Here is a 19,963-nt window from a genome sequence, read left to right as displayed (position 1 = left end):
CAGCCGGCGGATCGGCCGCGCCACAGATCGTGGCTGCTGGCCTTCTGGGCGGCAATCTTTGTCGCGTTCCTCTCCGTCTCACCGGGCAGGATGACCTTCGAGACCAAGCTCGGAGTGGTCGCCGACCCATGGAAGTTCATCGGCGACCTCGGGGAGCTGTGGCAGAGCCGCGCCGGATTCGGCGGACTCTCCAACCAGTACGCCGGATACGCCTTCCCGACCCTCCCGTACTACGCACTCACCGACCTCGTGCACATCCCGGTGTGGCTGGCCGAGCGGCTGTGGCTCTCGCTGATCGTGGCCACCGCGTTCTGGGGCGCCCTGCGGCTCGCCGAGCGCATGGACATCGGCAGCGCACGGACCCGGCTGCTCGGCGCCGTCGGCTACGCGCTGTGGCCCACCTTCACCATCGTCGTCGGCTCGACCTCGGCGGCCGCGCTCCCCGGCGCGCTGCTTCCGTGGGTGCTGCTGCCGCTCATCGGCACCCGCACCAGCCCACGGGTGGCCGCGGCCACGTCCGCCCTGCTGATCCCCTTCATGGGTGGGGTCAACGCGGCATCGACGCTCGCCGCCCTGCTGCCTGTGGGGCTCTACCTGCTCAGCCGCCCGGCAGGTCCCCGCAAGCGCGCCCTGATCGCCTGGTGGGTTCCCGGTGTCGTGCTCGCCACCGCCTGGTGGGTGATCCCCCTGCTGCTGCTCGGCGTCTACGGCGAGGACTTCATGCCGTACGTCGAGCAGGCCGACACCACCACCGGCACGATGTCGGCGACCGAACTGCTGCGCGGCGCCGGCAACTGGGTCGCCTACCTCCACTTCGGCGAAGCCTGGCTGCCCGCCGGCTGGACGGTGGCGACGGCGACGGTCACCATTCTCGGCTCGGCGTTCGCCGCCGCGCTGGGGCTCGCGGGCCTGGCCAGGCGCGATCTGCCGGAACGCCGCTGGCTGCTGCTCACCGTGCTGGCCGTGGTCCTGATCGCCCTGGCCGGATACGCCGGTTCCTTCGGCGCGCCCTTCCACGACGGGGTCCGGGACTGGCTGAACGGGTCGCTGCGGCCCTTCAGGAGCATCTACAAGTTCCAGCCCGGGCTCGCACTCGCTCTCGCCTTCGGGCTGATGCACCTGGTGGCGGCGGCGAGCGAGAGCCGCGGGGCCCGGCCGTTCCCCGCGCGGCGTTACGCCCCCGTGATCGCCGCGCTGCTGGTGCTGCCCGGTCTGGCCTGGCCGTACGTCAACGGGACGATCCTGCAGCCCGGCGCCTTCAAGAAGCTGCCCGGCCAGTGGACGCAGGCCGCCGACTGGCTGGAGAAGAACTCGCCCGACAGCCGTGCCCTCGTGGTCCCCGCCACCGCCCACGGCCTCTACACCTGGGGCTCCCCCATCGACCAGCCCTTCGACGTGCTCGCCGACTCCCCTTGGGCGCAGCGCGACTTCGTGCCCTTCGGGACGCCCGGCTCGCGACGGGCGATGGACGCGGTGGAACAGGTGCTCATGAGTGGCAGCGAAGTTCCGGGCCTGCGCGACTACCTGTCACGCGCCGGTCTCTACTTCGTCGTCGTACGCAACGACCTCGACCCGGACCAGATCGGATACGTCCCGCCGATCACCGTGAAGCGCACCCTGGAGGCATCCGGCTACCGGCGAGTCGCCGGATTCGACCCGGTACTCACCGGCGGCCGGATCCCCAGCGGCACACCGTTGCAGGTCCAGGGCATCTTCCCGCGGATGCAGGCCGTCGAGATCTACGAGCCGGCCGGCAACACCCGGCGGCCCGGCCAGGTCGGCCTTCAGGCAGTCGCCGACACCGCGGTGGTCAGCGGCGGCCCCGAAGCGCTGCTGCAACTGTCCGCCGATCCGCGACTGCGGAACAGGCCCACCGTGCTCACCGGGGACAATCACCCGGGGCTCGGCACACCCGCGGCGCAGTACGTCGCGGACGGGCTGCGCCGCGCCGACACCCGCTTCGGACTGGTCAACAGCAACACCTCGTACACCTACACCGCGGACGAACGGAACCCCACCGGGAGCCTGCAGGACCCGGGCGAGCGACCGCGGCAGATCCTGCCGATGAAGGGCACCGGGCACCAGACGACGGCCGTCCTGCGGGGCGCCGCCTCGGTGACCGCCTCCAGCAGTGGCAACTGGCTGTTCCACCTGCCGCAGTACGATCCGGTGAACGCCTTCGACGGCAACCCCGGGACCGCGTGGGCTGAGGGCAGTGCCAAAGACGCCGCAGGCCAGTGGCTCCGTATCGGCTTCTCCTCGCCCACCGACATCCCCGCCTCGCTTCAGCTCACTCCGCTGCCCGGCGACGGAATGCGAGCCGCCCCCACATTCGTACGGGTCGAGACCGACCACGGCTTCGAGGACAGCCCGCTGGCACCGAACGGAAACCCGCAGCCGGTCAAGGCACCCGCGGGGCAGGCCAAGTGGCTGAAGATAACCGTCCTCGCGGCCCAGTCCCCGAAGGCCGGACTGGGCGGCGCGGGCTTCAGCGAGGTCTCCGTCCCCGGCGTCCAGGTGACCCGGCTGCTCCGGCTTCCCACCGACGCGCGCGACACCGAGGCCCGGGCGGAGGTGTTCTCGCTCCACCGCGGCAGCGACCCGGGCGGTCTCTCGCCGGCCTCGGCAGAGGAGGGGCTGCACCGCCGGCTCAGCGTCGGCCGGGGCGGAGATTTCGCCGTCACCGCACAGGCGCTGCCGGTGCCCGGCGAGGCGCTGGACCGGCTCGTCACGGGTGCCGATCCGCGGCAGGGGCGGCGGATCACGGCGACCGCCGACTCGACCAGCCGGCTCGGGAACGGTCTCAGCCCACGCAATCTCGTCGATGAGGACCTGACCACCGCGTGGATCGCCGGCGACCGGCCGGTCATCCATCTGCGCTGGCCCGGCCGGAAGACCATCGACGAGATCGTCCTCGCGGCCGCGGGCGGACTCTCGACCCGACCCGAGCAGGTGCTGATCAGCACCCCGAACGGCGCCGTGACGGCCGCCGTCGACGAGAACGGCCTGGCCCGCTTCGAGCCGATCACCACGGACCGGCTCGACATCACCATCAGCCGGGCCGCGCCGATGACCGTCCACAACCCCGTTGCCGACAACCGGATGCAGTTGCCGGTCGGCGTCAGCGAGGTCTACGTTCCGGCGCTCGCCGACCTTCGCACACCGCCCCCGGCCTCGCACTTGAGGTTCTCCGTGCCATGCGGAGAGGGCCCTCCCGTCGCCGTCGACGGCACGCTGCACGCCACGAGCGCGTCCGGTACGGTGCGCGACCTGACCGAGCGCCGGCCGGTCGAGGTCAAGCTCTGCCGGACAGCGGACGGCACTCTTCCGTTGGGCCGAGGGCTGCACCAGGTGGAGGCGGGCGACGAAGGTCCTCTCGCCCTCACCGACATCACGCTGACCCGCGGCGAGGTCCGGCCGCCCGCGGTGAGCGAACAGCGGGAGGTGAAGACAACCGACTGGCGTGGCGACCGGCGGTCCGTGACCGTCGGCGCGGGCGAGGCCGGCTACCTCCAGATGTACGAGAACGCCAACGACGGCTGGAAAGCCACCCTGAACGGCCAGAAGTTGATCCCGTTGCGGATCGACGGCTGGCAACAGGCCTGGCTGATCCCCGCAGGCGCGGGCGGCACGGTCGAGCTCGAGTACGAACCCGTGCTGATCTACGACATCGGGCTGATCGGCGGCGCGGTGGCGGTGGCCCTGCTCGCGGGTCTCGCACTCGTACGCCGCCGGGGCTCCACCCCGGCCTCCGCGGCAATGGCCCCGCCGGCGCCCGGATGGGTTCTGGGCTGCGTGGCACTGACCCTCGTGGTCGCGGTCGTGGCGGGTCCCTTCGCACTGATCGTCCCCGCGCTGGCGGTAGTTGCCCGCCTGCGGCACTCCCTACTGGTGCCGATCGCGGCGGTGGCGATGGCCGGCGCCGGGATCGCGGCCGCGACGGGGGCGGGCGATCCGGTCTCCGCCGGCCAGGGTGCGTTCGGCCCGGCGGCCCAACTGCTGGCGCTCATCGCGCTGTGCGCGGCCGTGGTCACCGTGGACCGGCGGGTTCGGGGCACGCATGCGTCGGCGGCTCCGGACCCGCAGACCCTGCCCCAGCGGGTGCGGTCGGCAAACGGCCCTGCCGAGCGTCCCGGGCCGGGCCCGGCGCCCGACCCTGATCCGCCCGGCATCGCACCGCTCAACACAAGGGAGACCCCTCCGAGATGACCGCCCTGCAACCCGCCCGGCCCGGGCCGCCGCCCGAACCCGCTCCGGGCCGGATTCCGTTCCCGGTCGTCGATGAGATCTCCCGGCACTGTCTCCGTGAGGAGGAGCCCGAGACCGTACACATAGAGGTGCGCCTGCCCCGGCAGCCGGATCCGGAACGGCTCCGGGCCGCGTTCTGCGAGGCCTTGCGCCGGCACCCGCGGATTCTGGTGCGCGAGGCACCCGGCCCCTGGTACCGGCGCCGCTACGAGTGGGAGTTGACCGGCACCCCGGACGTGGATCCAGTGAGCTTCCCCGAGCCGGGGCCCGGTGCGCTGGAGCGGGCGAGAGCCAGAGCGCTGTCCGAAGCTCCGCCGCTGTCCGTTTCCCCGCCCGTCCGGCTGGACGTGGTGAGGCCATCGTCTACGGGCAGCCCGTGTGTGCTGCTGTTGACGCTCAACCACACTGCCCTGGACGGGCCCGCCTGTCTGCGCGTGCTGGCCACGGCCGCCGAGTTGTACGGCGGCGCCGCCGTCTCCTCCACGTCACCCGTACGCAATCCGGTCGGCGCGCCGGGGCGGCCGGTTCCACCGCCGCCCGCACGCACGGTCGGCCCGGCCCGGCCCGCTCGTGTGGCACCCGCGACCGAGATCCGGGGTACCGGCGGAAACGGCATGCTGCTGGCCGATCTGCCGGTGCCGCGCCGGCCGGCCGGTGCCGGCTACACCGTCAACGACCAACTCCTCGTCGCCACCTGCCTGATGATCACCCGCTGGAACCGGCTGCACGATGTCCCGCCCCGCCCGGTGCGCATCACCATGCCCGTCGACGACCGGCCCCGCGGCGCCGAGATGCCCATCGGAAACGGCACCCGTCTCGTGGAGGTCGGATTCGGGGCACAGGAGTGCGCGCGGGAGCCCGGCCCCGAGGTTGTCGCCGCCATGCTTCACCGCACCGCGGAACGCACCCGCGCCCTGAAGTCGGCACCCCGCCCTCAACTCGGCCACGCCGCCGCCCTCCTCACCGCACCCGCCCTGCCCGTCGGTCTGCGGGCCGCCCTGACCCGTGGCGTACGGTGGGCTGCCGCTCCCTGGACCTCGACCACGCTGCTCAGCAATATCGGGCGCATTCCGTACCCGCTGGACTTCGCCGAGGCGGGCCGGGCGGAGGCCGTCTGGTTCTCGGCTCCCGCCGCGATGCCGCGCGGGCTGACCGTGACCACCGCCAGCACGGGGGGACGGCTGCATCTGGCGCTGCGCTGGTCGCGCGCCCTCCTCGACGACGCGGCGGGGCAGCGGCTGTGCGATTTCTTCACGGAGTATCTGGCGGCCATGGCGGCTCTGCCGGCCACGTCAGGAGGTGACGGGCCATGACGGGAACTCTCCCCGCGGGACTGCGCGCGTTCTACGAGAACCCGGCCGTCCCCGTCGCCTCCGGAGACGAGCGCAGCCGCCGCCAGGCACTGATGCTGGCCCGAGTACTGCCCTCTGAGCCCTCCCTCGTCGTCGACGTCGGCTGCGGCGACGGCTCCGCGGCGGCCACCGCGGGTCCCCTCCTCTCCCATCACCGGATCGTCGGTGTCGACTGGTCCCAGGACGCGCTGCGCCGGGCCGCCACCCGGATGAACCATGTCGTGCGGGGTGAACTGACGTCGGGCGGGCTGCCGTTGGCCGACGCTACCGCCGACGCCGTGCTCTTCAGCGAGGTGATCGAGCATCTGGTGGATCCCGACAGTGCGATGGACGAGCTGCGCCGCATCCTCAAACCGGGCGGCCATCTGATGCTCTCCACCCCGAACCTGGCCGCCTGGTACAACCGGTTGCTGCTGGCCGCGGGAGTGCAGCCCGTCTTCTCGGAGGTCAGCCTGCGCGGTATTCACGGCCGGCCCGGATCCCAAGTGGTGGGCCATCTGCGCCTGTTCACCGCCCGCGCCCTGCGGGGATTCCTCACCGCCGCGGGCTTCGAGGTGGTCACCCTGGCCGGCGCGCCCTTCCACGGTATTCCGCGCCCACTGCGCCTTGTGGACCGGGCCGCCTGTGCCGCGCCGTCCGTGGCCTCCATCCTCCTGGTGCACGCCAGGCGGGTGTAGCGCCGTGTGGTGGGGGGTGGCCTCAGCCCTGTTGGCCAACGTCTTCTACAGCACCGGCTTCGTACTCGAGAAGCGGGCACTGTCCGGCCTGCCGCCACTGAGCTCGGGGCAACCGGCCCGAGTCGTACGGCTGCTCATCGGCAGCCCGTTGTGGCTCGGCGGTTCGCTCGCGCTCGCCGCCGGCTTCGCGGCACAGCTCGCCGTCTACCGAACCCTTCCCATCGCAGCCGCGCAGGGCATCTTCGTCTCCGGTCTCGTGCTGCTCCTGCTGCTCTCCGCGGTCGTGCTCGGTGAGCGCCCCAGCGGCCGCGAGCGACGCGGCGTGGTCATGATCACCCTCGCCCTGCTGATGGTGGTGGCCTCCCTCCAGGACTCCGACGCCGTGGGCGAGCATGCCTCGGCCGGCCGTGTCCTGCTGATCTGCCTACCCGCGCTCGCAGCGGGGCTGTGGCTGTACCGGTCCGTGGAACTCCGGACCCGCCGCCGTCACCGGCTGCCGACCGCGGGCGTCGAATACGGCGTCGCCGTCGGGCTGTTGTACGGCGTCAGCTCGCTCGCCATCAAGGGCGTCTCCAGCCATCTGACGACCCGCGGTATCGGGGACGCGGTCGTCGACCTGCTGAGGTCCCCCTATCCGTACATCCTGCTCTTCACCTCAGTCACCGGCCTGGTCCTTTCCCAGACCGCACTGCAGCGCTGCCGGGCATCTCTGATCGTGCCGGTGTGCACCACCGTCACCTGTCTGTTCACGGCGGCGCTCGGCACTTTCGTCTTCGGCGAGTCGCTGCCGGAACACCCGCTGCGGCTCGCGCTGCGCCTCGGCGGCACCGCACTCGCCGTCTCCGTCCTGCTGATGCTTCCGCGTCATGACGAACCCCCCACCCCGGCAAAGGAATTGGCCCATGAAGCATGACGACCCCCTGCTCCGGATCATCGCCTGTCCGATCGACAAGGGGCAGCTCACGCTGCTCCTGCCGGAGGAGTTCCTCTACAACCCGCGGCTGCACCGCCGCTATCCGATCATCGACGGGATCCCGCAGCTGCTTCCCTCCTCGGGTGCACGGGTACCCGACGATGAGCACGAGCGGATCCTCAGGCGGATGAGTCCGTGACACTCGCCGCCCGGATCGCCCCTCATCTGCCGCCCCCACTGGTCGCCACGGGCGTCGATCTGCTCTATCCGCGGTATGAGCCGGAGCTGCGCCGACTGGCCGACTTCTGCCCGCCCGGCGGCTCGGCGGTGGATGTCGGCGGCTGGTACGGCCCGTGGTCCCGGCGGCTGGCCCGGCGGGCCGGCCGGGTGGTGGCAGTCGAGCCGGTCCCCCACCTCGCCCGCCTGCTGGCCGCCACCACTCCCGCCAATGTCGATGTGGTGAACGCGGCTGCCACGGACCGCGACGGCGGCACGGCGCAACTGTGGCTGCCGCCGGACGACCGCGGCCACCGTGGCGTCTCGTCGCTCGTGCGCAGGGACATGCACAGCAGGTCGGTACCGGTGCACTGCGTACGGATCGACAGCCTCGGTCTGCACGGCGTCACCCTGATCAAGATCGATGTGGACGGAAGCGAACTGAACGTGCTCCGCGGCGCGGAGGAGACCCTGGCCGGAGACCGCCCCGTTCTCTTCATCGAACTGGAAGCCCGCATCGGGCCACTGGAACCGGTGCTGAACCTGCTCGCCCACCACGGCTACCGGGGCTGGGTGCTGCCGGGCCGCGACTGGCTGCCGCTGTCCGATTTCGATCTTTCAGGCCACCAGTCGCTGACGGCGCACGTCGCCGAGCACGGCCTCCTGCGCCGAAGCCTCACCCCGTTCCGGCGGCGGTACGTCAATTCGGTGCTCTTCCTCCACGGCTCCCGGCAGCCCGGCGGCGCGGCGGCAGCGGCTCCCGTACGCGGTCGGCGAGGTTGACCGACTGCGGCACGGGCGCATCAACTGCGAGACAGGTGAGCAGTCCGGCGCGCAACGGGAAATGAGCGCCCCATGGGTACCGGTTCGCGCCCCTTGACCCGACTTCGGGGCGGGAGGAACCTGAGAGGGCTCGACGGGTCGCGCGGACATGAGGATGCCGCCGCCGCTCGCGGGCGGGGGGATTTGTGAGACTGAATGTATCGCTGAACGTTGCTGCGACGTGGGTCGGCACCACCGCGCTCGGTCCCGGCGTCCGCTCCGTCGTATGGGTGCAGGGCTGTCCCTTCAGTTGCCCCGGCTGCATGTCTCCGGACTGGATACCGGACGTGCCCGCTCGGCCGGCCGAGGCTGCCGGACTGGCTGCGGAGCTGCTGGCCGACCCCGCAATCGATGGGCTGACGTTTTCGGGCGGCGAGCCGATGCAACAGGCCGCAGGACTGGCGCAGCTGGCCAGGTGCGCCCGCCGCATCCGCGACGTGACCCTGGTCTGTTTCACCGGATACCGACTGGAGCGGCTGCGTGCCCGTCCGCCCGCACCGGGGGTGGCCGAGCTGCTCGCCGAAGTGGACGTGCTCGTCGACGGGTTGTACATCGCGGGGCGCGACGACGGACACGGACTGCGCGGCAGCACGAACCAGCGGGTGCACCAGCTCTCCGGACGACTGGCGGACAGCGGCTACGACTTCACCGGCCGCGCCCGTACGGCAGAGATAGCCATGGACGGCCCCGAGGCGCTGCTCATCGGCGTTCCTCCGCCCGCTCTCCTCACCGTCTTCGACACCGCCGTCGACCGGACACGCCGGGCACGGCGCGACAACGCCGCGCACACCAGGGGGGCACATGAGCGGTAGGAAGCGCATCCAGGTCGAAGAGTCGGAGTGGTACCGGCTGCAGCGCGAGGCATCCCGGCTCAAGGACATCCAGCGGAGTCTGCCAGGCCTGATCAAAGAGGTACGCCGCCAGACGCACGACGACCTGGAGCGGGTCTTCGGTGTCATCGAGGACCGCCAGCGCTCCGTGGAGCAGGTGGTGGAGGGTCTCAGCGAGCAGACGCGCCGCCTGGAGACCGAGACCCAGCAGCGCCTGCAGGCACAGGCGCGCCGCTGGGCAGAGGAGCTCAGGGCCTCCGCGGGCGAACTGCGCAAGGAGACCCGAGAACATCTCGCCGAGCAGACACACAGGCTGCGGGGCGAGATCGCGGACGAGCGACGTCGGCGCCAGGCGGACGTACAGCGCCTGGCGACCGAACTCGGCGAACTGGTCCAGGATCAAGAACGCGCCGCCGTCATCGCCCGCGACGCTCTCTCCGACGCACGCGCCATGCACCGGCTGATCCGGGACACACTGCCGCACCAGCGGTACGCCGCCGGACGTCTCGCGAGTCTGGAGCAGAACCTCGACCGCGCGGACGGCAATATCGCGCAGGCCAGGTTCGACGCGGCCCTGGCCACCGCCCAAGGGGCATATCAGGAGCTCAGCGAACTCCGCCTGGACCTCGAGCAACGCGACCGCGAGCAGCGTTACCTGCAGGTGCAGGCCAGTGAGCAGATCCTGGTCATACAGCTGCAGATCAAAAACAGTGCCTCACAGCCGGTGTACGGAGCCGAAGGTGAGGTGCTCGATGATGTGGACCTCGATGTCGACTACTGGTCGCGCGGCGAACTGACGGCGCTGCGAGCGGAGACGACCGCCCTCGAACAGCGCGTCAAGGACGAGAAGCAGCCCCTGGAGGCGCAAGAGCTGCGCGACATCGTGGAGCACAGGGCACCGGCCCTCGAGCAGCGCCTCGCGGCTATCGTCGGACGGGCCGGTCAGCGGCTGATCGCCTCCCAGCAGCGCGTGAACCTGGCCGAGGCCGTCGTGCAGACCCTCGAAGACATGACCGCCTATGAGCTGGACGAGGTCACCTATCTCGGACAGGACCAGCGGGAGGCGTACTTCGCCAAGCTCGTCCACCGCAACCAGAACGAGATGGTCATCGAAGTCGCCCCCGCCGAGGGCGACTCGGGCGGGTCCGTGCTGCGCGTGCTGTCGTACGACCACGACACCACGGCCCGTGACGAACTGGACGACCGGGGACGAGCGCTGAGCCGGCAGTTACAGGCACACGGCATCCAGGCCTCCGAACCACAGGCCGAGGAAGGAGACCCTGACCCTGCATACCGCGACTTCAAGGCCCTCGGACAGGCACCGACGCAGCCCCAGGGCCAGGCGCTGCCGAGCACCGCCACGGAAAGCTGAGACGGGCGGACCCGGAAATGTCGATGCACGGCCGTCACGGCGCTCTCGTCGAGCGCCTCGAAGGGTTCCGGCTCCCCGTCGGCGACTCGCTGTTCATCGTGCACGGCCGGGGCATGGACGACGTCTTCGTCGGTCACGACTACCGCGGCCGCGGCATCGAGGAACTCCTGTGGGAGCTGCTGCATGCGGCGGGCTTCGAGCGGGTCGTGTACTCGACGCTGTCCCGGCCGCTGTACTTCAGGGACACCCGGTCGCGGGATCTGTCCCGACGGCGCAAACCGGCACCCGCGGCCACCGGCCGCAACCTGATGCGTCCCGAGTTCCAGGGCCCGCTCGGTAGGCGCCTCCTGCCCGAAACGGTTGCCGGCTCGGGGGACGGGCCCAGGGCGCCCTCCCCCGACCCCGGCCCCGTGCACCCCGCACCGGTCACACTGACCGACCAGCACCGTGTGATGATGCTCGACCACTTCATGCGGCAGAGCGGGGTTCGCACCGCCGTCGTCCTCAGCCACGCCGAGGAGTCCCTGCGCTACGACCGGGCGGATCGAGCCCTCGCCGGAGCGCTCGCGGGCTGGGCCGAGCACAGCGACGACCACAACCTCTGCGTCCTCCTCTTCCGCAAACACACACTTGAAGAGGTGCAGCAGTTCGTCGCCGACCTGCGCAGCGTCCCGCGGCTGGAGAGCTACTTGCACGACCAGCGGCAGCGCTCCACCGGCCGCGCCACCGCGGCGATCGGCCATCCGCACGCAGCGGAACTGGACAGGCTCGTCCATGCCACGCGGATCAGGAGCGGACTGCGCATCGGCGACTGGCGCGAACTTCCGCTCGTCGTACGGGCCATGGCCGCAGAGCCGATGCCCGCCAAGAACTGGCAGTCGCTGCTTCGGCAACTGGCCGGCGAGAAGTGCCCGCTGGGCCTCGCCGATCTGCGGAAGCGACAGTGGGTCGGCGGCAGCACGCAGGATGAACTCAGCGTCTCCGACCGGATCGACCGGATGGTGGGCCTCGGCTCGGTGAAAGAGCATCTGGAGGACCTGCGCTGGCGCGTCACCACGGACGCCGCACTGCGGGCCCAGGGTCTCGGCCTGAACGCGGAGCCCGGCTCACCGCATCTGGTGTTCACCGGCAACCCCGGCACCGGCAAGACCACAGTCGCGCGCCTGGTCGGCGAGATCTACCGCGACCTCGGCCTGCTGCGCCGTGGGCATCTTGTGGAGGCCGAGGTCCCCGACCTGGTCGCCGGCGTGGTGGGCCAGACGGCGATCAGGACCAACGAGACCGTGGACCGGGCGCTGGACGGGGTGCTGCTCGTCGACGAGGCGTACCGGCTCAGCGACCAGAGCGGCCGCGGCTTCGGACAGGAAGCCATCGACACACTGCTCAGCCGTATGGAGAACGACCGCGGCAGATTCGTACTGATCGTCGCCGGCTACCCCGACAAGATGGAGGAGTTCCTCGGCTCCAACCCCGGCCTGCGCAGCCGAGCCTCCGCCGCCAATATCATCCACTTTCCCGACTACGAGCCGCCCGAGCTGCATGCCATCCTCCTCGGTCAGATGCGCGACCTCGGCCTGAGCTGGACCCCGGAACTGGAGGACCGGCTGCGCGAGGTCACGCAGGGCATGCATGCCACGCGCGGCGCGGACTTCGGCAACGGCCGAGCCATGCGCGACCTCGCCGACGAGCTCAAGACACGTTGGGCACGGCGCGTACGGGCCGTGGTGAGCGAGCCCATGGAACCGCGGGATCTGCCCGACAGATACCGGACCCATCTGCGGCAGCCCACTCCCCCGGTCGATGAACTCCTCGCCGACCTCGACGGTTTGGTGGGGCTGGAACCCGTCAAGGAGCTGATCCGGGACCTGGTGGGACGGCTGCGGCTGCGCCGGCAGCAGGGCAAGGAGTCCTTTCCGCCGCCCCATCTGCTGTTCGTCGGCCCGCCCGGCACCGGGAAAACAACCGTGGCGCGACTCGTCGGTGGCCTCTTCCACGCACTCGGGCTGCTCAACCGTGGACACATGATCGAGGTCACCCGGGCCGAACTCGTCGCGGGCTACGTCGGACAGACGGCCCTCAAGACGAAGGAGGCGATACGGTCCGCTCTCGACGGAGTGCTGTTCATCGACGAGGCATACAGCCTCTCCCGCCGCGAGCACGGCGGAGACTTCGGCACAGAAGCCATCGACACCCTGACACGCGAGATGGAGGACCTGCGCGGCCGCCTCGTGGTCGTCGCTGCCGGATATCCGGCGCCGATGGACGACTTCCTCGCCGAGAACCACGGACTGCGCTCCCGGTTCACAGAACGGGTGATCTTCCCGCATTACTCGGGGCAGGAACTGGTCGAGATCCTTCGCCGCACGGCCGAGCAGCAGGGGTACGCCCTTCCCGCGCCGGCCGCCCGGCAGGCACGGACCTGGCTGGATCGCCAACGCGTCGCGCACCCACAGGACTTCGGCAACGGAAGAACCGTACGAGTCCTGCTGGACCGTATGGAGGCACGCCTGGCCCGGCGCCTCGGTGGCGGCGAAGGTCCCGCCGCCGGCCCGCTCGCCTTCGCCCCGGAGGACGTGCCCGATGGCGACGACTGATTCCGTCACCACCGCCGCGCCCTTGGCCGACGAAGCGTGCCCCGTCTGCGCCGCGCCGATCGGCGACGGGCCGGAGTGCGGCGGCTGCGGCTGGCTGCTGAGCGGGAAGCTCATCCTCGGCCGCCTCACTCCGAAGATCCGAAACGACTTCGACGATCGGCTCGCAGCCGCCCGACGCCGCTTCGACCTGACCGCCGCGGCCCGTGCGTCCGGCGCGCCGTGGCGGACGGATGTCGTACGCCTCGACCGGCTGGAGGCCCTGGTCCGGGAGGGGCCGCCGCGGCCGGGCGAACGGGAGGAGGTACTGCGCGAACTGGAAGAGGAAGGGAAGCGGCTGGCGGCCGCTTCGCCTGACAGCGCCGGCGGGCAGAGCGATGCGGCTGACGCACGGACGCTGCGGGATCTGGCGCGCGCAGCCCTCGCCACCGGACCCGGGCGCTCGCCGGATGTCATGCTCGCCGAGATCACGGCGAGCGGGCTGACCGCCACCGTCTTCGGCCGCGGGCATGACGGTGAGACCACCGAGCAGGCCGAGGTGCGCACCTGGAGCTGGGCCGAGCTGCTGGCAGGACTGCCGAAGGACCTTGACGCGGCGCTTTTCATCCTCGCGGGCGGCATCGGGCAGTGGACGGGACCGCGGGCAGATACGGACGATTTCGTCATACCCGGGACACTCGAGCACATGGCGGAGCGGACCGTCCTGGTGAACCGCGTATCCGGCTGGCCCCTGCCCGAGTCTCTGCTCGGGTTGCTGGAGCAGCGGCTGCCGGACGCCGAATCCGTACGGCTGCCGGGCGAGGCGCCGCCGCCGGACACGCTGCGGCACGCGGACGGGTTCACCGCGGCGGCCTGGGAACGGGATGCGGACGCCATGCGGCTCGCGGGCGGTGGCGCGGACGGCTCGGTCCGCGTATGGCGGCTGTGGGACCCCGAGCCGGTCGCCGTCCGGTCCCTGCACCAAGGCCGGGTGACCGCCGTCGACATCGCCGACGAGGGCAGAACGGTGGTGAGCGGAGGCAAGGACGGTGTCGTACGGCTGTGGTCGTTCGGCGGCTCCGGGCGGGCGCGGGCATTGGCCTGGCACCAGGGCTGGGTCGACGCCGTACGGATCCGGGCCGGCGTCGTGTTCAGCCTCGGCGACGACGGAATACGCAGATCCACGCTGTTCACGGAGCCGGACGATGCCGCCGCCGGGTTTCCGCTGCGCGTCGCCTGGTCGTCGGCCGCCGCCCGGCTGGCCGTCACCTCCGACGCCCGGATCCTCGTGGTCGGCGGCGCCGTGGAGGCGGTCGTCTGGGACGCCACAAACGGCACCCGGCTGTTCTCCGTGACCACCGGCTCCGCCGTCACCGCCCTCGCCCTGGACGCCGGGGACCGGCTCCTCGCCATCGGTTGCGCCGACGGCACCATCCACATCCACGACCTGCGCGAACGCGACCCAGTCGGCCAATGGACCGGCCACAGCGGCCCGTTGCGCGCCCTCGCCTTCGGGCCCGGCGGGTCCCTGGCGGCCGCCGACGACACCGGAGGCATCCGGGTGCGCAGCGCCGACCCGCGCGGGGCGCCGCCCGGCGAGGTCCAGAGCCTGGCCGTGGGGGCGCACTCAAGCCCGGTGCGTGCACTGGACTTCAACCGGCTCGGAGAACTTCTGAGCGCGGACGGCGACGGGCTCGTTCGGGCCTGGCGCCTCCCGTGCCTGCACTGACACCCGGTACCGCCTCTGCCCGAAAGGAGGGCGCCGTGACCGAAGGCTTCCTGACCTCGGCCTTCAAGCACCAGCGGCCCCAGCTCGAAATGCGCCTCGACGACAACGCAGGCACGGACACCGTGACCGCAGCCCTGCGCGAAGTCCTGGAGCGCCTCGACGCGGCGTCCTACGGCGCCTCGTACCGGGCGCCGGGACAGGCCCCGGACGGCACGCTTCCGGACGCCGCCCGCCAGCAACTCGTCGCCACCGTGGATCTACTGCGCGCCGCCGTCGTCGGCACGCTCTCCACCGTGCGCGCCCCCGCCGTACCCCCGCCCAGACAGCGTCCGCCGGCGCGCCGCTCACCGTTCCCGCGCATCGCTTTCCTCGGTCTGGGCAGCGACGATGAGGACAGGTACGAGGCAGAGGCGCGGGAGGTTGAGGAACAACGCCGACGGCAGTTGTCCCGCCCTACCGTGCACACGCTCTCACTGCTCGACCACGTACAGGCCGCCGTCGAGGCCGCGGACCGACTGCTCGCCGAGGCCGAGCCACCGCCCCCGGAGCGCGTGGCGCTGCCATGGTCCGAGGACGCCGAACTCCTCAATCTGATCAGGGACTTGATGGCAGCGCATGCCGAGTGGGACGGCGAACTCGCGCTGCGCCACATCGACCGGCTGCGCAAGAACCTGGCGCTGCTGCACGACATCAAGGTCGTGGACTTCGACGGAACCAACGAGAGGCTGTTCGCCTTCGGTACCCATCCTGATCCGGAGGAGGAACGGGTGGTGACCGTACAACCGGCCCTGGTGACGGCAGACGGCCGGGTACTGCGCCGGGGAGAGGTCCATGAGCCCGCCCCGCCGCCGCCGGGACCACCGGGCGGCGGGGCCCCTGCCCCTGCCCACGAGCACCCGGACCACGGGGAGCAGGGCGACGAGCACAAGGAGCGCAACAATGGCTGACACGTCCGGCACCGTGGTGGTGGGCTTCGACCTCGGGCACGGCGAGAGCGCACTCGCAAAAGCTCACACCAGCACGACGCTGGCGCCCGAAATCGTCGACATCGGATCCACCGGAGGCGGCAGGCAGCATGTCACCGTGGTTGCGGAACACCCCACCCGCGGTGTCCTCGTCGGCCGGGAGGCCGCCGAAGCCAAGGGCGTCACGTCGCTCTATCTCGCCTTCAAGTCGCCCGAATTCAGCCGTGAGGAAGTACGCCACCCTGTTCTTCTCTTCGTCGCCAAAGTGAAAGCGGATGCCGTCGCCCGCGACGGTGAACTGGGCGACAAGCACCGGGTGCGCTGGGTGTTCGGAGCACCCTCGGGCTGGAGCGGTGACCTGCGCCGCGCCTATGCCGACCTGCTGAGGTCCGCGGGCCTGCAGCATGTGGACGTGGTTCCCGAGTCGCGGGCCGCCATGCTGTATGCCAGAGAGTCCATGGACATCACCATCGGCCAGGACGAGTTGTCGGGAAGCATCGTCGTCACGGACGTCGGGTCCTCCACAACCGACTTCACTCGCGTCCTCGGCTATCACACCGGACCCCCCATCGACACCGGCGTCCAGCTCGGCGCCGGGCTCATCGACCGGACCATCCTGGAGCGCCAGCTCGAACGGCACTCCGAGCGCAAGGCACTGGAGGAGCTGCTCCACAACAACCGGCTGCTGCGGCTGAGGCTGGAGCTGCTGTGCCGGGAGGTGAAGGAGATGTACTTCCGCACCGACCCCAGCCGGTTCGCCGACGACCCCGACGCCACGGTGGGCGGAGTCCACCGGGTCCAGATCGACAAGAAGTCCTTCTATTTCGACATCGAACTGACGGCAGCCGACATGGAGGCCGTGCTGGACGCGCCCCAGCCCAGTCTTGAGGGCCGCTCCTGGCGCCAGGCGTTTCGCGACGCCCTGGACGAGGTCGCCCAAGAGGTGGGCGGGCAGCCGGACGCCGTCCTGCTCACCGGAGGCGCATCGCGCATGCACTTCGTGCAGGAGCAGACCCGGGAGGTGTTCGGGGCGGACAGGGTGCTGCTCGGCCTGGAACCGGAGGTGGCGATCGCTCGCGGACTGGCCCTGGCCGGCCGGATGAGCCTGCGGGCCGCGGGTTTTCGCGCCGACATCCGCAAGCTCCTCGAGGGCGACCGGATCGGATCGCTGGTGCAGGACAGGCTGCCGTCGCTGGGCGCGAAGCTGGGTGAGTCGGTCGCGGACGGAATGACCGAACGCCATGTGATCCCCGCCTTCCGGCGCTGGCAGGCCGGCCAGATCGCGACGCTCAACGACATGGCGGCAGGCATTACTTCGGCGCTGCACGCCGAGCTGACCGATCCCGACAACCCGCGGCTCAAGCAGGTGATCACCGACTGGCAGAACGAACTGCGCCCCGATCTCGAGGAGTTGACCAGACCCATCTGCCGACGCTGGCACATTCCCCCGTCAGCGATGGCACTGCCCGCTGTGGAGGTGAGCGGCGGGCAGCTGGAGGTGCCGTTCGACTCGGCGGCCGCCACGCAGGTGCTGGACAACATCGCCAAGGTCATGAACGTGGTGGTCGCCGGAGTGGTCGCGACGACTCTGTTCGGTGCCGGCACCGCCATCATCGCCGCGACCGGACCGTTCGCCGTGATCATCGCCTTCGTCGTGGTGCTGGTCGGGCTCAGTGAGGGCAAGGAAGCGGCGATGCGCAAGGCGCAGGAGGCCAATATTCCGATGTGGATGCGCAAGGTCGGCGGCGAGAACCGGCTCGTCAACAAGCTGCGGCAGGGGGCAGGGCCCCAGGAGGCGCAGCTGGCCGCGGCGTTCAGCGCACAGTTCCTGGACGACGGTGGACAAAAACTCATGAGTGAGATCGCCAAGGGCATCGCCGATGACCTCGACGCCCTCGCAGAAGCGGCGGAACTGCTCGTCTCCTGAGCATCGAGCTGCTTTTCGCCGCTACGCCGCTCAGCGACGCCCGGCCGGGTCCTCGCCGCTCCAGGCGACGACAGCCCGGCCGGGACCGGCGGCCCGGTCGCCGACCTCCAGCGCGCGGCTCAGAGCCGTGTCGACCTCGTGCAGCCGCTTCTCGATGCCGTCGATCAGCACCCGGGCCCGCTCCAGAGCGGTGAGCTGCCTGCCGTCCGCATGGGCGGCGCCCTCGAACGAGGCCAACGCCTCCATGAGTCGCCGGTTGGCGTCGGCGTGAGCCCCCAGTTCCGCCAGCCGGGCCGAGGCCGCGGCCACCTCCGCTTCGGCGCCCGCCAGCGACTTCTCCTCCGCGGCCAGTTCCGCCTGTTTGCGTGCGGCCTCTTCCAGCGCCGTACGCGCCGAGGGGGCGAGCCGCGACAGCTGATCCTGTGTCAGCCGAAGCAGCTCGGCACTTCCGCGCTCCAGGGTCTGCTCTGTACCGTTCGCCCGCTCCCGCAGCAGCAGAAGCCGTTCCTCGACGACGAGACGCTGCCCCTCGATATCGTCCAGTACCTCGACCAGCCGTACCAGGCGGCGCAGTTCGGTGACCCGTGCCCGCAGCGCGTCGTGTTCGGCGAGCCGGTCCCGCAGCTCGTTCTCGTCCTTGGCCGCCGCGTCCATATGCTGCCTGCATTCGGCAATCCGCCGCCGCACCTCCGCGATCTCACGCTCCCGCCGCTGGACGTACTCCCCCACATCCGGGCCCGGATCCGCGGCCGCGAGCAGCCCGGGCACGGCCCGCGACACGACCTCGGTCTCACTGAGCGCGTCATCGAGGAGAAACACCGCCTCTACAGGGGTCGCGGACTGCTCCCGTGACAGTCGGCCCATGGCCTGTGCCGACCACATCAGGCTCCAGCGCAGGGCGTGGAGGGCGTCGAGGTCGTCACCGCGCCCCACCGCCTCGGCGAGCCGTTCCTTCGCTTCCTCGCTCAACGTCCTGCCTCCGTAGTCGTCACGCCGCGGCCGACGGGCCCGCCGAGCGGCAGCAGAACGGACTCCCCGCCTCCCACCGGACGGAAAACCAGCACTCCGAATCCGGTTCCCGCCGGATGCAGTCCCACCTGGGCGCTGCCCGCAGGCAGTCCAGGGCAGGGCAGTTCTAGGGCTCGGTGCGGCCCCTGCCCGTACTCCTGTACGTCGATCCCGACCCGGAAGCCGCCCGCTGTGGGTACGTCCACGGTCAGGGGCTCGCCTCCGTCGGTCACCGTCATGGGCACGGCCGCTCCGGTCACGGTGAGCGGGATGCGCACTTCCGCCGGCCTGCCGCGGCGGAGCCGGTGGGCGAACAGGGTCAGCGAGTGCCGGGCCGTCTCGGGTGCCCGGACCACGCCTTGGGCGATCCGCAGTGCGCCGAGCGCCGTCGCATGAGGATCGAGCACCTGCGGGCCCGGCTCCGGGGTGGGTTCACCGAGCGAGTCCCGTACTGCGACGAGCGTCAAGGGATGGGCGTTCAGGTCACCACTCACCAGGACCCGGTGCTCTGCCGACGGTCCGGGACCGGGGGGACACCGGTCGAGAAGACCCGTGACCGTAGCCCGAAGGGCCTCCGCGACCGTTTCGAAGTCGTCGATGACAGCTCCGGCCGTCATTGTCCTGCGTCCTTCGGCGGTCTCACAGGCATGCACCGGGGCGGTTCGGTAGCGCGGAAAGGTCCTCGCACGGGCGAGCAGCAGAGCGGCCCTTCGCCCACGGTCACTCCCGGCATCCCGATGGGCCCGGGCGATGGCCACCAGCTCGGCCCCATGGCCGGATACGGGGCGGCTCTCGGTTGCGACGAGACCGACGGAAGGACCGGAGACGCGGCACAGCCCCGCGCCGACCTCGTCCGTGCCGATGCGCAACACCAGTCGGTCGGGGCCCGCGGCGGGCGCGTCCTGAACGCCGAAAGCCGTGGCGGCCACCGTCTGAGGCACGAACTGACGTAACGGAAGCCCCAGTTGGGCGATCAGCTCGCCGTACAGCGCCTCCCGCCGGGCGACACCGTCGCCATCGCCGTCGAACCAGCTGTCCGGCACAGCGAGTACGAGACTCTCGACCTGCTCCGGGGTCCGGCGCAGAAACTCTCCAAGCCGCCGTGGCGCGAACTCCGACGGCCGATCGCCGTCCGCGTCGCCTGTCACGACCGCCCCCGTGCCGACGTCCATGCCCACGAACACGGCCCCACCGCCCGCCCGCCGCCCCGCGCGCCCGCGCGCCTTCCCTTTGGCCGGCTGCTCGCGCACCGGTCCCGCCCAGATTAGCGAGCGACGGCCAACTTCCGGCAGTTTCAAGGAAGATGGTCTCATTTCAGAATCCATGCCGATGAT

General features: G+C 71.0%; 14 protein-coding genes. 12 read left to right on the top strand and 2 right to left on the bottom strand.

Annotated elements, in window-relative coordinates; translation table 11 throughout:
- Positions 1 to 90: 90 nt before the first annotated feature.
- From ACH492_RS05460 to ACH492_RS05405, 12 genes are all read left to right on the top strand, one after another.
- Positions 91 to 4,209, top strand: a complete 4,119-nt coding sequence (locus ACH492_RS05460) for an alpha-(1->3)-arabinofuranosyltransferase family protein (protein WP_398982976.1) — start codon at positions 91 to 93, stop codon at positions 4,207 to 4,209.
- Positions 4,206 to 5,561, top strand: coding sequence for a condensation protein (locus ACH492_RS05455; protein ID WP_398982974.1), 1,356 nt, complete (start codon positions 4,206 to 4,208; stop codon positions 5,559 to 5,561). Before ACH492_RS05460 ends, ACH492_RS05455 begins: the two co-directional genes overlap by 4 nt.
- A complete protein-coding gene (locus tag ACH492_RS05450; protein WP_398982972.1) occupies positions 5,558 to 6,277 on the top strand; it encodes a class I SAM-dependent methyltransferase in 720 nt (239 codons plus the stop codon). Before ACH492_RS05455 ends, ACH492_RS05450 begins: the two co-directional genes overlap by 4 nt.
- 16 nt (positions 6,278 to 6,293) lie before the next feature.
- Positions 6,294 to 7,190 (top strand): hypothetical protein, encoded by an 897-nt coding sequence (locus ACH492_RS05445; RefSeq protein WP_398982970.1) that lies wholly within the window; start codon positions 6,294 to 6,296, stop codon positions 7,188 to 7,190.
- The gene (locus ACH492_RS05440; RefSeq protein ID WP_398982968.1) at positions 7,180 to 7,389 is read left to right on the top strand and encodes a Trm112 family protein; all 210 of its coding nucleotides are present in this window, start codon (positions 7,180 to 7,182) and stop codon (positions 7,387 to 7,389) included. The genes ACH492_RS05445 and ACH492_RS05440 overlap by 11 nt, the downstream gene beginning before the upstream one ends.
- On the top strand, positions 7,386 to 8,189 hold the full coding sequence (locus ACH492_RS05435) for an FkbM family methyltransferase (protein ID WP_398982966.1): 804 nt from the start codon (positions 7,386 to 7,388) through the stop codon (positions 8,187 to 8,189). The genes ACH492_RS05440 and ACH492_RS05435 overlap by 4 nt, the downstream gene beginning before the upstream one ends.
- 185 nt (positions 8,190 to 8,374) lie before the next feature.
- Positions 8,375 to 9,040 (top strand): 4Fe-4S single cluster domain-containing protein, encoded by a 666-nt coding sequence (locus ACH492_RS05430; RefSeq protein WP_398982964.1) that lies wholly within the window; start codon positions 8,375 to 8,377, stop codon positions 9,038 to 9,040.
- Entirely contained in the window at positions 9,030 to 10,430 is a 1,401-nt protein-coding gene (locus ACH492_RS05425; RefSeq protein WP_398982962.1) for a hypothetical protein, read from the top strand. Before ACH492_RS05430 ends, ACH492_RS05425 begins: the two co-directional genes overlap by 11 nt.
- Positions 10,431 to 10,453: 23 nt before the next feature.
- The gene (locus ACH492_RS05420) at positions 10,454 to 13,024 is read left to right on the top strand and encodes an AAA family ATPase (protein ID WP_398982960.1); all 2,571 of its coding nucleotides are present in this window, start codon (positions 10,454 to 10,456) and stop codon (positions 13,022 to 13,024) included.
- Positions 13,011 to 14,729 carry a WD40 repeat domain-containing protein gene (locus ACH492_RS05415; protein ID WP_398982958.1) on the top strand — a complete coding sequence of 573 codons (1,719 nt, stop codon included), beginning with the start codon at positions 13,011 to 13,013 and terminating at the stop codon, positions 14,727 to 14,729. The genes ACH492_RS05420 and ACH492_RS05415 overlap by 14 nt, the downstream gene beginning before the upstream one ends.
- 35 nt (positions 14,730 to 14,764) lie before the next feature.
- Entirely contained in the window at positions 14,765 to 15,676 is a 912-nt protein-coding gene (locus ACH492_RS05410) for a hypothetical protein (RefSeq protein WP_398982956.1), read from the top strand.
- Complete coding sequence (locus tag ACH492_RS05405; RefSeq protein ID WP_398982954.1) at positions 15,669 to 17,621, top strand: Hsp70 family protein; 1,953 nt, start codon at positions 15,669 to 15,671, stop codon at positions 17,619 to 17,621. Before ACH492_RS05410 ends, ACH492_RS05405 begins: the two co-directional genes overlap by 8 nt.
- A gap of 30 nt (positions 17,622 to 17,651) precedes the next feature.
- On the opposite strand, the gene ACH492_RS05400 is transcribed toward ACH492_RS05405, so the two are convergent.
- Positions 17,652 to 18,590, bottom strand: a complete 939-nt coding sequence (locus tag ACH492_RS05400; protein WP_398982952.1) for a hypothetical protein — start codon at positions 18,588 to 18,590, stop codon at positions 17,652 to 17,654.
- Entirely contained in the window at positions 18,587 to 19,879 is a 1,293-nt protein-coding gene (locus ACH492_RS05395; RefSeq protein ID WP_398982950.1) for a hypothetical protein, read from the bottom strand. Before ACH492_RS05395 ends, ACH492_RS05400 begins: the two co-directional genes overlap by 4 nt.
- Positions 19,880 to 19,963: the final 84 nt, after the last annotated feature.

Source organism: Streptomyces sp. NPDC019443 (genome assembly GCF_044389785.1).
Lineage (GTDB): Bacteria > Actinomycetota > Actinomycetes > Streptomycetales > Streptomycetaceae > Streptomyces.
Note: the sequence above shows the minus strand (reverse complement) of the source record. Positions and strands in the feature narration are given on the sequence as shown.